Source organism: Halomonas sp. S3-1-1 (assembly GCF_023757625.1).
GTDB lineage: Bacteria > Pseudomonadota > Gammaproteobacteria > Pseudomonadales > Halomonadaceae > Vreelandella.
Genome location: NZ_JALGBZ010000008.1, coordinates 56,821 through 70,776, shown reverse-complemented (window position 1 = coordinate 70,776; position 13,956 = coordinate 56,821). Strand labels below are relative to the sequence as shown.

Here is a 13,956-nt window from a genome sequence, read left to right as displayed (position 1 = left end):
TATAAATGAAGATGATAATTCGCCAACGCGGCTATTCGTTTCGAGCGTCGCCCTGCGTAACACGGTCCGAACGAAATCGAGCAAGGTTAGGGCTTTTAAAACGGTTCCAAAGATAGTGATTTGATGCCACACGTCTTTTCGCTTGCAAAGCCACTGATCAGCCGAACGAGGGCCCCGGATCAACGCAAACAGTAGCGTTCAAACAACTCCCAAACGCGATGCTGGTCGAAGTTTTCCAATGCCCACTGCCGTGCGTTCGAGTAAATTTGCTCGGTCTCTTTTGGATTAAGCCGCATGCGCTCGATATGTTGCCAAACAGCTTCAACGTCACCAAAAGGAACACGCACTCCGCTTACGCCCTCTGCAACGCTATCGCGCACGCCTACCACATCGAAACCAACCGTAGGGACGCCCATGGCCGCCGCTTCGATTGCGACGTTGCCAAACCCTTCTCGGTGCGTAAGAAACAGATGTACGTTCGCGATGGCAAAATACGCAGAAACATCGTCTGTGAATCCTACATGGCTCACATTACCGATCGTTTGGATACGCGTTAACACTGACTCACAGCCCGCCTCAATGGGCCCGACCATCACAAAGCGGATATTCTCGTTCGACTGCGCGGCGCGTTTTGTTAACGCCTCCATTTCGGCCAGCCCTTTCTCCATCGAGATGCGGCCAACCGTGAGCACAACGAACGCATCTGGCTCAATGCCGAGCGATTTTTTTAGTTCCTGCAATGTATCATTACTAACGTTTTCCGGATCAAAATGATCAGCATTTACACCGTTGCTGGAGCCGCCACCCAGGACGCACCCCTTGCGGGTGAAAAAATCGCCGGCATGGCGGTACTCGGCCATCAAGGAGCGCGATACGAAAAGCACCTCGTGGGCGCAAAATACGGCGATACGATCGAAGGTTAAATACAGCGATCGGGAAAAACCCGAAAAATTCTCATATACCCGGCCTTTGAAAAACACCACGCGTCGAGATTGACGCGTCAACCAGGCCGTTATCGAGCCAAGCAGAATTGCTTTGGGAGTGGCCACGAGAACCATGTCGTAACGAAAGCGTAAAAAATGAAACAGCAGTTGGAGCAGAGCGGCCAAATCTGCTCCTATCCGCGGAGGGCGCACCATTTTGATAGGCACGACCTTCCCAACGTCACGCCGCCGAAGCAGCTCGATTTCATCGGCGGACCCGCCGCATAAAAGCGTGAGCTGAAAGCCTTGCGCCTTCAAATGTTCGAGCTGCCCACGATACAGTACGTTAAATGATATCGCGTCCGTCACCACCAAACAGAGACGCTTCATGATTTTTCGGCCATGTGCGCTTGATTGACAGGAAGTTGCAACGCTTGAACGGTCTGAATTTCACCCAGAACTTTCGCTTTTTCTGCTGCTTCAATGCCCTGCTGATTTCGCCGGCGCCGAATGACGTCCATCTTTCCCAACCAGTTCAGCAACGTCACAGCGCTTGACTTGGCATACAGTGCCATTAGCCCTTTAGTACGCACCCTGTTCGTAAACCGCCCCTTGGCATCTTCACGTATTGAGATACGCCCTACCCGATAGGCAAGCAATAACTTATTGGCGGTGACATTGCCATCCTCCCGATAGTAATAAAGAGGCTCGGGAATGATAGCGATGTTTAAATCATCTTGCGAAAATGAGCGTATCCATAGATTGGTATCCTGCGACTTGGGGAGATCTTCTCGGTATCGGTTTCGCATAAACCACTCTTTACGCCCGAGAATCGATGCATGAACGATACCCGCCTGCCCCGCTAAAAGCGCCTTTTCTGTTATATGGTGGTTTGGAGAAACACAGCGAATACCGACAGGCTCCCCGTCATCGGTCAATGAACATACGCCCGTTCCCACCAGATCAAGCTCAGGGTGTTCCGTTAAACATTCGAGCTGCTTTCGGATACGATCCGTATCCATGAGATCGTCTGCATCCATTCTTGCGACAATATCGTATTTCGCTAGAGAATTGATTTCATTCAGTCTGGTTGCCAGCCTTTTATTTTTTCCGTCCGAGTAGACACGAACGCGCGGATCGTCGATAGAACGAGCGATATCGAGCGACTTATCGGTAGAACCATCGTCGACGAGGATAAGCTCCCACTCCTGGTGAGTCTGTGCAAAGACCGACTTGATGGCATCGAGCAGAAACTGCTCTGAATTGTAAAAAGGAAGCCCTATCGATACTGGAGGCAGCGCTTTATCTACCATGCAAAGATATCCATATTGAAGGAGTAAGGAGAAAGATTGCTAAACGTGGACGTCGTTAGGACGAAGTACATAGCGGTGACGCACAAAAACCCCATTGCCAAAAGAATGCGCGTCGTTGTGGTGCCAAGCTGCTGAAACACCATGGGCCATAAAAGTATCGACATAGAGCTAAAATACAAATGCAGTCGCAGTACTCCCGATGGATTAACGCTCGACAGGGTCGAGGCCAGCGTCGGGACCAGACCAATCAAGTAGATATTGAGCAACCGTGCGTACCATCCGTTAGGATCGGGAACATAGCGCTTAAAGATATAGAGCATGACACCTTGTCCGAACAGGAAAGCCACCGTGACTTCGCCTCCCCCCTCTCCCGCTTCTGCATAGGTAGAAAATCGGTCACTAAGAAGCTCCGATGCCAACCCAACAAATACGCTCAAAAAAGCGACCGCTATCACGGTAGTGAATCCGAGAATGGCCAGCCGCTGCCAGCGCACCTGTGTCGTAGCTAGCCAGTAAAGAGGCAACGCAATCAGAGCGGTTCTATGGAACAGCGCAGCGAATGCCACCAACGCTATGTAGGGCCACAGGCGCCGCTCAAGTAAAAATGGAATAGCAAGAAAACAGATCGCTGCGGCAATACCTTGACGCGCGCCGTTGAAAAAAAAGGTGTAGGTGCCCAAGGTTACGAAAAGGTAGACCCCGGTTTCATAACGCTTCACCAGGCGTGTAATAGTTGTTAGATAACAACTGACAACGATGAGCGCGATCAGGACCAGCAGCATCGAGTAGGACTCGGAGAGCGTTCTGGCAATCCAGGACAGCAGGTAGTAGCCGGTATCCTGTCGCTCAATAACGATATCAAAGCTATCGCTTTCGTAAAAATGACGTATATAAGTACCGGTATCCGTACCGACTCGCCTATTACGCAGCCCCGCGAATAACACCAGTGCGGTGCCGGTAAAAAAAAGGCCCAGCCGACGCACACCGGAGCTTCCTGCGCGCCGCCATACGCAGGTGTTAATAGTGACGAATATCAGTAGCAGCAAATACGCAATCATGCAGCGTTATATACCTGTTCGAGCCGGCGCGCACCCGCCGCGGATGAAAACCCTGCCTGTTCCAGAATCCTGTGGCGTACATGCTTTTCAGGATGGTCCGCGGTCGCCGCGGACAGTATTGTCTGCGCCCAATCGGCATCGCTAGCCTCAAGCTCGACAAAACGCACCATGTCCATGCCCAATTCCACTTCTGGCGAGACAGCATTGGAAACCACTGCTGGCAATCCCGCCGCCTGAGCCTCGACCAATACTACTGGGAAGCCTTCGTGTAGCGATGGCATTAGCATTACGTCTGCAGCCGCCATCAATTCGGGGATATCGGTTCGCAAACCGAGCACTTGTACGTGGCTTTCAAGACGATGTTCAAGGATCAGGTCCCGAATACGGTCCTGTTCAGGTCCAGTGCCAACCAGGAGCAACTGAAAATCCACTCCTTTTTGCCTTAGTGCCTTCGCAATGAGAATCGAACGCTCATGATTTTTAACGGGCATGAAGCGTCCCACCTGCACGATCACTATCTCCCCGCTATTAATTTTGAGCTCGTTGCGCACCGCTATACCGGATGCCTGTGAAAACCGCTCGATATCGACGGCATTCGGGATAACCACCACGTCCTTTCTACCGGGAAACAAATAATTCGAGGCCGCCCTGCCACAGGAGACGAAACGTGTGGCCGACATGACAATGAGGCGTCTGGCTACACGCTGATAAAGCCGGCCAGCCCGGCTTGCGCTATTGGCATCTTGCGTATTGTGAGAGTGTGCGACCCGGCAAGGTACACCGGCCATACGAGCAGCCATCAAGTGCAGGCCACTGCTGAAAAGCGTATGTGAATGGACCGTCTTCCAGACACCGCTGCATAGCAAACGATAGAGTTTCCAAAAGCGGGAGACTGGGTTAGTCGCGTTGATTCGATGAATACGTCCGCCCAGCTCTTCTATTTCGTCATCGTAATCGCAGCGCTCATCGGTGAAGTAGACGAAATCGAACTGAAACCGGCTGCGGTCGATTTCACGGTACAGGTTCATCACCATGGTTTCTGCCCCCGCACGGTCCATGCGGCCGACGACATGCAGTACACGTGCTAACGCCATCACGATTTTCCCTGAGCCAAATGAGCGGTTCCCTGAGCGTTCGGGCGCTGGACAGCTCCCTGTTTTGCGTCGGCCTCATACATGTTTAAAATTTTATCCACGAGAACCAAACGGTAAGCCAATGTTTGTGGCGATAGCCTATAAGGTCGCTTGGCCTTGAGATAAGCTTTGAGGCTTCGCGGCAAGTGTCTGGAGACCCAGCTACGCCCCGTTCGCAACAATTTAGCTGATCGTGTGGGGGTCTGTTGATCGTTCTCTTCGGAGGGTGCGGATGCCATATCCAGCACCGGGGTGGGAAAGCGCTGACTCTGGCGAAGCGTCGTCAGGTAGTCATTCATGAATCGACGTCCGGTTGTGTTTTGAAAAAACGAAACCGGAGACGCTAGAGACCCCTCGGCATGCGACGGCACGCCGCTATGATCGTGCTTTCTCCACAGCGTTCTAATGTGTTTTTTATCCCCCTTGGCATGGTCGGGAAGCGCAACGTACGCCTTGAACAACGACCAGCTCATCATGGGAGAGTAATTTTCAACATGGCCACTCACTAGATCGGTGAATGCCGAAACCACCATGGGGATGCGATAGCTGGCATACAGGCGATCCCGCCATTGAACCAGCGTTTCTCCGGGTAACAACGCGACATCAAGTGACGCTGAGCGTTGGTCGAAGAGCGCTGAAAAATGCCGTGTGTTCGCATAATCCTCGAACGTGGCAAACCCCAGTTGCTGCCTTGCAGAAAGCTGATCGGCATAGATGGCGGTCGGAAAAGGAATGTCTCCCCGTAGCGCACAACGAAAACCCGAGCGATAAAACTCATCCCACATGGAGAAGCCATCGGTATAGGCATTAAAGTGATCAATCCTGCCTTCCGAGGCTTCTACAAATCTGTCCAGCACATCGTCGTAGTCACCGCCTTGCGTAGGCAGAAACCGATCCAAAAGCGGTTTTCTGTAGGTATCGGCAATACGCTGCGCTGCGCGTTTGTCATCGAAAACCGTGTCTCGCTGTTCGATGCCCCAGTTAACCAGCTCGACGTTGGAAGCCACGCCGGCCTCTCGTGAAAGCGCCAGTAGCAGCCGGCTATCCAAACCGCCGGACAAAGGCAACAACACCTCACCAGCTTCATGGGAGCCCACGATCTTTTTGATCGTATCGATCACCTGGGATTCGAACTGGTCCAGGTAGTTTTGAGACGACTCTTTACCCGATTGTGGCAACGCAATGCCCGGTTTTGGACGACCGTCGATCTGCCATTGACTCACATCCAGAACATACTCAAGACCAGGTTTCACCTGTACGATTTTTTCATCCCAGGCCGCGAAGGGGCCTTGGCAACCGGAGGAAAGAAACCAGCCGGTGGCCGCTTGATTGGGAGCGAATGCGCCCTTGAACCGAACGATCGCTCGCTGCGAAGTGGAGACGACGAGCATTTCGTCATCCATGTAGTACCAAAGCGTGCGAGAGCCGAACTGATCAGTAAAAAAAGATACTTCCTGAGTATTCGCCTGAATAACCGCGTAAGAACCGTCTGCCTGCACGCTGTGACGCTCCATTGACGCTTCTTCATCCTCATCAGAGGCTACCCACCCAATGGTCAGTTGCCCGGCAGCTTGATCGGATACGCTATCGCTATTTTGAATGGCGTAATAGCCGCCCGAGCTACCCGGCCACTCGGCGACGATGTGGTTACAGCGTCCCTGAAGCGAATGGGGCGTCAACATCTCACAGATGCTCTCGAGTCGAGAAAGCGCGCTCCCCGATGCAGTTGGGTCTCGAAATTTTATAAATACGTACTGAGCCATAAAGCAGTGATATCCCGTTCGGTGACTAGGCAGACGACGTGGCATTGCGGCGATAAGATGAAAGCCTGGACAACGCCGCACGAAGGGAGCGAATAGAGCTATAGGCGAAAGGCTTAGGCAGTCGAAGGGCGGCCAACAGCACTTTAACCCTGGGCGCAGGTGATGCGCTTTGTCGCGCTTTTCGAGTGCTGGCAAGGTGATTGCGCGCGGCTAGCAAGGCCTCTTTCAGAAAGTCATGTTGAATCGTCATCACCACAAACCAGATGCCACGGTAAATTTTAGTCGCCAGTAGTTGCCGAACGCCCACCGAGGCAGAGTGGCGCTCAACGATGTCGAGAATTAGCCGGTGTGCCGAGAAGATGTGCAAAAGCTTGCGATCCCCGGCGGCGGTGATCGAACCCGAGCGCTGCCGGTACTGATAAAAGCGATTGGGAATGCGTTCGATTTTTCGGGTCAAGAATCCCAGTTCCCAATGAAACGGCCAATCCTCGTAGTAATGCCCTACCGGGAACCGTAACCGTGGATCATCCAGAAGCTCAGCTCGAATGAACTTCAGCCAAGCAAAATGCGGAAGTTTGAAGTATTCGACCTCGGTAAGCGAGCGTGCTTGATGCATATCGATACGCCCGTCGCTCCCCGGCAGCGGTTCGCCGTCATGGAAAACAGCAAAATCGAACATCACCACATCAGCCTCAGTTTCGATCGCTCGAGCAAGGCATGTCTCGACCAGTTCCGGTGCGATCGCATCATCCGAATCCACGAACAGCACAAACTCACCCTGGGCGGCTTCGATACCGGTATTTCGTGCCGCCGACAACCCCGAATTCGTGTCGTGTTGAATCACGCGTACGCGGTCGTCTTCAAGGTGGGCATCGAGCTTGGCCAGCGATCCATCGGTCGAGCAGTCCTCTACCACGATGATTTCAAGGCGGCCGTAGGTTTGGCGACGAACCGAATCCAGGCATTCGTAGAGATAAAACTCAACGTTGAAAACGGGAACAATAATGGATACCAGTGGAGAGGTGTCAGAAATCATGAATCAGCAACCGCCATACGGAGATCGTTATAATGTGCGGGTTCTATCACTGGGTGTGCAGGCTCGCGACGCGGGATGGCGAGAACGTCTTGAACGATCCCGTCGATATTGGAAAGCTCGCCAAGCTCTAAAAAGCGTACTTGAGGAACATCACGCAACCAGTCTGTCCAGGTTTGACGAATCTTATGGTTGGAGTTGGGTAAAACCAGGCACGGAGTTCCCGCCAGTGCGGCCAGGATCATGCCATGAAGGCGGTCGGTTACCACAAGCTGCGCACTTTGAAACTGACTGAGTTTTCCCTGCAGTAATTCGGCACAGCGTTCTGAAGAAAGGCACGAGCCACCTGCATGGGTATCGGTTACCTCGGTCACCAGTCCTGCATCGGTGAGAGCTTTCAAAAGCGTTTGATGCTGATGATCGCTTAACGAACGCTCACGATCGTCTCGCAAACAAAGCAGCGCTCCACGTGGCTCGACACTATTATTGACCCCGAAATCGACGGCCGTCGCGCTGAGAACGATATCGGGAACAAAACGCACTGCCGGCTTTTTATGGTCGGCAAACAGCTTTTTGAGTTTTTCAAAGCTCACGGCTTCGCGCGCGTGTAGATAAAGGTTTTGATGCCTCGAATATACCCGCACAATTCTGTCGACCGCACGCTGAGACTGCTCGGAGTCATCCCAATCAAGCGTCTGGGGGAAACACACCACCCGATTGCGTGGAAAGGAACGAATGACCAGCTGTCGCAACGCTTCGATATCAGGATACAAAGACCCCATGTTGCCGCCACCGATGATCGTGACGACGTCTTCCTTGACCGCTTTTTTGCGTATCGAGCGAATCACTGCCCGTGTATCGCTAATGGGCACCGATACGAGTTGATGGTTGGGCAGGTGCCGCGAAAGATAGTTTTGTTGCGCAGCCGTGATCGCAAGATCGCCTATGTTTCCATAGTCCGCTGCCAAAAAGACGAAGCAGCGTGGCGCGTCGGGAAGCTGCATGCGTCGTGCAGACAGCACGCCTTGCAATTTTTGCTTGATCGATAAGGGTATTTTACTTTTAAGTGATGTAAGCATCGTTGCCTCTCCGTTTTATTGCCGCTGCCTTTCTCAAAACGAGTAAGAGAAGCACCAGGTATCCTGCTACATTAACGAGCGCAAAAACCGCTACTGCGACGATGTCGTTCCCGAGATTGGCGCCAATGAAAAGCGACAGTACCCGAGCAGCAGTAATAGCGACTTCATAAATGAGAAGTGTTCCCTGCATGCGCAATACCGGCATTGAAGAGACCGCGGGTCGGGTCGCTAAAACGCTAGCCATCCATAAGGCAACCCAACGCGAGTATTCACCAGCACGCAGCCATTCATCGCCAAAGAACCAGGGAAGCAAGATGTCCCCCCATAAAGCGATGACACCAAAGGGAACAATCCCGATGCACGCCATCCCAAGCGTGGCACGCTGTATCAACGGCAACGCGTTCGCGGGATTTCGACGAACGGCTTCTGTGACGCGGGGGAAAAAAACCTCCAGCACGGATTGCCCAAGCAGCATGATCGGCGCGCCGAGAACCAATGTGGTGATGGAGTATTGCCCGGCAATGGAAGCGCTGAACAAGGAAGTCAGGACGAGCACCGGAAGTCCGAGAGACGCTGCATTAATCATGCTTTGCGGCATGCGATAGAGCACAAAATCACGCTGTTCGATCGCGGCCTTGCGAATACCTGCACGTCCGAACCAGCGGCGCACCTCGAAAGCGCCTTTTTTGGGGACGCGGGAAAGCAACATGGTGAAGTTAAGCGCCTTGCCCCCTATCATGATAATAATCAGCAGCAAGCCGTAAGGGGCTAAAAGACCACCGGCCAATTTCCCCAGATTCATTAAAAACGTACTGGCTACGTAGGAGCGCGCCTTTTGCTTGAAAAGCCCCTCTCGAATAGCGGACTGGTTTGCCACTGACAATAGTGCACTTAACAGTAAAGCCACGGGTATCAGATACAACAAGTACGGTGCTGCTTCCAGCCCCAACGAGTGGGCAATCGGTGCGCGAAAAAGCAAAACGATCACAAGCGCGACCGGTGCCATGATAGAAGCACAAATGAGTGACAGCCGAGCGACCGCCGTAGCCCCCTCCTCGGTTTGCGGCATCACGATCGCATTGGCATAGCCAAGTGTGGCAATGGGTGAAATGATATTGATCACTGCCGTGAATGCGGCGAGCGCACCGAACGCCTCGGGGCCGTAAAGCCGAGTAAGAAACGGCATAAAAGCAAGCGAAATGGCCTGAGCCGCTGCTATGCCCGTTGCCACGGCAACAACGTTGCGCACGAAACTACTTTTGCTGAATTTACTCGCGCGTACGCGCAGCTTGCCCAGAGCTAGACTATTCATCAATTAATAGCGCCATACCGTCGATAATACTCATAAAACTTCCACACCCGGTTGATGGGAGAGCGACCTACTATCTCGTAGCCTTGTTCAACATCTTGAAAAAACACATCCCTGATAGGCCACTGCGCAAAAATCACCAAGATGTAATCCCGCGTCTCCAACCGTACCCTGCTCGTGGCTACGCTTTCCCACTGCGGGCCCACCAAAGGGCCGCAGTATTCGTTATAGCTCCCAGGGCGCTAACCAGGCGCATTATTGATGCTCGAGCGGCCTGACTTGAGCTTTCAAACCAGCCAGGCCGTTCGAGCGAGGGTTTACTCGTTGACTGATTTATAGCTGTACTGGTAGTAGCCATAGCCGTAACTGTTGGCCGCCTTTTTCTCCATGGCATTCAAAATGGCACCTTTCACCACCACGCCTGCCGCTTCCAGTCGGCGAGCTGCGTGCTGTAGCTCTTTCAACGTATTGATTTCAAAACGTGCCAATAACAAGGTCGTACCACAATGACTACCCACCACGGCGGGGTCGGTCACTGCCAGTACTGGCGGAGTATCCACGATCACCAGATCAAACTGCCGCTCGGCTTCACTAAGTAGCTGAGCGAAATGCTGGCTCATCAATAGCTCGGAGGGATTAGGCGGCGCGATGCCTCGAGACATATAGCTCAGCCCCTCTACCTGGCTTGCGCGCACCTGTGTTTGCCAGCCACTGCGACCAGAAAGTACGTCAGAAAGGCCTTCGGCGCTTTGCCCACCAAATGCATGATGAATGTGGCCCTTGCGCATGTCCGCATCAATTACGAGGACCTTTTGCCCTGCCTGAGCGCACACGGCGGCCAGGTTCACCGCTATAAAACTCTTACCGATACCGGGGCTCGAACCGGTGATCATCAAACATGAATTTTTGGCTTCCATCATCGCGAAATGCAGGCTAGTACGAAGACCGCGCAGCGCCTCTATGGAAAGATCGGTAGGGTCGTGCTTGGCCAAAATGCCGCTGATGACCTGATGGCTTCGTTTATCTTTTTTACCTTTTACTTTACGTACCAGTTTCTGCTGCGCTTCCGATAGCGGGATCGTTGCATATACCGGCAATCCGCTTTGCTCGATCTGTTCGGCGGATTCTATTCCCCGGCGAAGGAGTCCCAGCGCCAGCACTCCTCCAACGGCCAACATTCCCCCAAGCAGTGTCGCGACCATTACGATGAGCGATTTTCTCGGCGCAATAGGGCCACCGCCTACGAGGGCGTCATCGATGATACGCACGTTGCCCACGGTGCCGGCGCGGGTCATCTGTAGTTCCTGGGTTTTGTTCAACACGTTAACGTAAATGGCTTGCGTCACTTCCACTTCGCGCGTTAGACGAACGATCTCCTGCTGGGTTTCAGGAAGCTGGCTGACCTGCTCGTCCAACTGATCCAAATCGTTTTGTAGGCGTCGCTTTTGGCGCAAAAGCGCTTGGTAACTCGGGTGGTTTGGAGTGAAGCGCTGAGACAGCTCCGCCTCCTGAAGTTCCAGTTCGTTGAGGTTTTGCTCCAACGCGATGTAACGGTTGATTGCTGCCTGAGACTCGCTGTTAAGATCCACGCTTTCGGCGTTGACCCGGTATTCGTTGAGACGGTTTTCAGCGGAGTTGAGCTGCTCGCGCAGTTCCGGCGACTGCTCTTCCAAAAACGCCAGGCGCTGTTCGGCCTCAGCGGATTGCCGCTCGACGTTTTGGGTCAAAAACGTTTCTATAACTGCATTAAGAGAGCGGCGAATAGCCTGCCTATTTTCACCCTTCAAAGTGAGTTTGAAGATGCCGGTACTGCCGCCACGTCCACCACCACCCTGCTCGCTTACGCTCAGATTACCTCTCAAGTGGTTAATAGCATTGGAGCGAACCGCTTTGGTCAAGATGAATTCAGCGCCCGGAGTAGCAGAGAGCTCTACCACGCTCACCTGTACGGCGCCCTCAAGGAAGCTGCTAAATTCGCCTACCTGGCCATTACCCAAACGCTCGCCGTTTAACCATAGCGAGTACTCGCTGGCAGACTCGTTTTCTACTTTCAGGGTGAAGGGCATACCACGGTAGGCATCGTCCACTTCGAGTCGGCCGACATCGATACTCTCGTTACCCCATACACTTGCGTGGCCCTGCATGAAGTCAGGCCGATTGATACCGCGGCGCTGAATGAAGCCGCCAATAAGGGGGAGCGTATTAGGTGTTACTACGGTATCGAGCGAGATGCGATCGACCACTTGGCCTAGCACCATGCGCGACTGCAAAATCTGCACTTCGGCAGACGTCGAGGACTCACTCTCCGGCCCCAGCATGTCGCCCAACCCCTCCAGCGGGTTGATCGACGATCGCTTTTCGACTTGTACCAGCGCATCCCCTTGGTAAACAGGCGTTGCGCTCAAGGCCACGAGAACGCCAATAGCGGCGAATATCCCGGTGATTCCCACAATCCACCACTTTTTGTCCAGCAGCAGACCGAATAGGCGGCCTAAATCGATTTCATCACTATCGTTTCCAACAGGGCGCTGGGCCGTCACATCACTCATGCTTTGGCTACATCCATTTTGGCTATTCAGGGGCGACGTTACGCCAGCTTCGAGACCCAGGCTTGTACGGCCTGATCCATTAGCTGATGAACGTGCTGAAATATTTCCGCACTTTTTCGATACGGGTCAGGGATATCCTTGCCCCGACCATTTTCAAGCCACTGTCCTAGCCGCATCGTTTTGCCAAGCGCGGCTGAAGAAAGCTCTGCGACAGCCAGACGCTGCTGGTCGCTCATGACTAGTATCAGATCGGCGCGATCGAGCATCTCTCGGGTAAGCTGGCGAGCCTGATGGTCACCCATCTCGAGCCCGTCCTTCTCAGCCAAGGCACGAGCATTGGCATCGATTTGGCTACCTACCAGCGCGCCCAACCCGGCAGACGAAAACTGCCTGCCCGGCAGGCGCTTTCGAAGCATGGCCTCCGCCACGGGGCTACGGCATACGTTGCCCACACATACCACTAAAATATGCTGAAACATGGCGGTGACTATCCTGCTTCGAATCGTTATGGCGACGTTATATCAGAGTTTTATTGCAGATCACGTGAGTCGGAAATACTGCCTGCGGCATAGCCTGGCAAGCGAACGGACGGCAGGAGTTGACTGATCACACGGTTCCAGCGGGCAATTGGTGCGGTGGTCACGTACACCACGTCATTTGGCTGCATCGCAAACCGGCTTCCCAGTACGAAGGCAGCGGCATTGCTTATATCCAACTGATAAACGGTCGCCAAGCGGTCGCTGCCCAGTTCATTACCGCGAATGACAAAGATGCCCGAAGGTTCGGCGGTGACTTCATTGACGCCGCCCGCTTGCGCTAGCACATCAGAAAGCGATAAACGCTCGTTACCCAAGCGAACATTGCCAGGCGAATTCACCTGCCCCATGACGGAAACCACTTGGCTCTCAGCGCTGGGTATGTGCAGTACATCGCCATCTCGCAGCAATCGGTTTTGGGTTTGATCACCTTCACGCAACAGGCTGAAAAGAGAAAGGCGCTGCTCCACGCCGTTTCGAGTCAGATATACCTCGTGCCAATTGGCGTCTTCGGTAGCGCCCCCTGTCTGGCTCACGGCATCGATCACAGTGAGCGGCACGGTCGTGACGGGCACGCTACCCGGACTTGCAACGGCACCGCTTACCTGAACCTTCTGCGAGCGAAAAGCGGCGACGCTGACGTCCACTTGAGGCGTTTGAATAACGCCACTCAGGCGCTGAGTCAGCAGTTCGCGTACCTCTTCCAGGGTCAATCCGGCGACCTGAACACGACCGGCAAAGGGGTAAAAAATAGTGCCGTCGCTGCGCACTCGATTACCGCCCTCTTCCGCCCCGCGTTCGCTGCCGGCGGGAATGGTCAATTCAGGATGATCGTATACGACGATACTCAGCACATCGCCGGCACCGATACGGTACTCCCATTCATCGATTGCCTGGCGAAGCTCGCTTGGCATGGGCGTGGCGCGATTGCCTGCGTGCGGCATGGTCGCTAAAAGCCCCGGCGTAATAGGCTGAACATCGATCAAGTTATCGATGGGCGCGGCTTGTGTATTGGCATCAAGGTGCCCCCCCGGCGCCAGCGCACACCCGGATAGCGTCAGCACACCGGCAAGAGCGCTCAGGTAAGCTGCAGCAAGAGATAGCCGCCGCAGTGGGCGGGAGACGAGATATGGCTGAAACATCCGTTTTACTCGATGTAAAAAAATCCACCTGCACGGCTGGCGCCAGCAGATACCTTGAATACTTTGAAATACGCGGTTAAATGAGCGGCAATGCTACCTAAATATGTTGTGCTAAACC

At 53.6% G+C, this 13,956-nt stretch carries 11 protein-coding genes; all 11 read right to left on the bottom strand.

Going from position 1 to position 13,956, the window contains the following annotated elements:
- Positions 1–179: 179 nt before the first annotated feature.
- The 11 genes from MQW23_RS18300 to MQW23_RS18250 all read right to left on the bottom strand — a co-directional run bounded on the left by MQW23_RS18300 (position 180) and on the right by MQW23_RS18250 (position 13,838).
- Positions 180–1,313 carry a glycosyltransferase gene (locus MQW23_RS18300; protein ID WP_252109659.1) on the bottom strand — a complete coding sequence of 378 codons (1,134 nt, stop codon included), beginning with the start codon at positions 1,311–1,313 and terminating at the stop codon, positions 180–182.
- On the bottom strand, positions 1,310–2,236 hold the full coding sequence (locus MQW23_RS18295) for a glycosyltransferase family 2 protein (protein ID WP_252109658.1): 927 nt from the start codon (positions 2,234–2,236) through the stop codon (positions 1,310–1,312). The genes MQW23_RS18300 and MQW23_RS18295 overlap by 4 nt, the downstream gene beginning before the upstream one ends.
- Positions 2,230–3,294, bottom strand: coding sequence for an EpsG family protein (locus MQW23_RS18290; protein WP_252109657.1), 1,065 nt, complete (start codon positions 3,292–3,294; stop codon positions 2,230–2,232). Before MQW23_RS18290 ends, MQW23_RS18295 begins: the two co-directional genes overlap by 7 nt.
- The gene (locus MQW23_RS18285) at positions 3,291–4,388 is read right to left on the bottom strand and encodes a glycosyltransferase family 1 protein (protein WP_252109656.1); all 1,098 of its coding nucleotides are present in this window, start codon (positions 4,386–4,388) and stop codon (positions 3,291–3,293) included. Before MQW23_RS18285 ends, MQW23_RS18290 begins: the two co-directional genes overlap by 4 nt.
- Positions 4,388–6,109, bottom strand: coding sequence for a hypothetical protein (locus MQW23_RS18280; RefSeq protein WP_252109655.1), 1,722 nt, complete (start codon positions 6,107–6,109; stop codon positions 4,388–4,390). Before MQW23_RS18280 ends, MQW23_RS18285 begins: the two co-directional genes overlap by 1 nt.
- Before the next feature lie 106 nt (positions 6,110–6,215).
- Positions 6,216–7,226: a glycosyltransferase family 2 protein gene (locus tag MQW23_RS18275; RefSeq protein ID WP_252109654.1), complete on the bottom strand. Its 1,011-nt coding sequence runs from the start codon at positions 7,224–7,226 to the stop codon at positions 6,216–6,218.
- Positions 7,223–8,302: a polysaccharide pyruvyl transferase family protein gene (locus tag MQW23_RS18270; RefSeq protein ID WP_252109653.1), complete on the bottom strand. Its 1,080-nt coding sequence runs from the start codon at positions 8,300–8,302 to the stop codon at positions 7,223–7,225. Before MQW23_RS18270 ends, MQW23_RS18275 begins: the two co-directional genes overlap by 4 nt.
- Positions 8,286–9,614, bottom strand: coding sequence for a lipopolysaccharide biosynthesis protein (locus tag MQW23_RS18265; RefSeq protein ID WP_252109652.1), 1,329 nt, complete (start codon positions 9,612–9,614; stop codon positions 8,286–8,288). Before MQW23_RS18265 ends, MQW23_RS18270 begins: the two co-directional genes overlap by 17 nt.
- Before the next feature lie 314 nt (positions 9,615–9,928).
- Positions 9,929–12,160 (bottom strand): polysaccharide biosynthesis tyrosine autokinase, encoded by a 2,232-nt coding sequence (locus MQW23_RS18260; RefSeq protein WP_252109651.1) that lies wholly within the window; start codon positions 12,158–12,160, stop codon positions 9,929–9,931.
- Positions 12,161–12,198: 38 nt separating this feature from the next.
- Complete coding sequence (locus MQW23_RS18255) at positions 12,199–12,639, bottom strand: low molecular weight protein-tyrosine-phosphatase (protein ID WP_252109650.1); 441 nt, start codon at positions 12,637–12,639, stop codon at positions 12,199–12,201.
- Positions 12,640–12,689: 50 nt separating this feature from the next.
- On the bottom strand, positions 12,690–13,838 hold the full coding sequence (locus MQW23_RS18250) for a polysaccharide export protein (protein ID WP_264297504.1): 1,149 nt from the start codon (positions 13,836–13,838) through the stop codon (positions 12,690–12,692).
- Between the last annotated feature and the right edge of the window lie 118 nt (positions 13,839–13,956).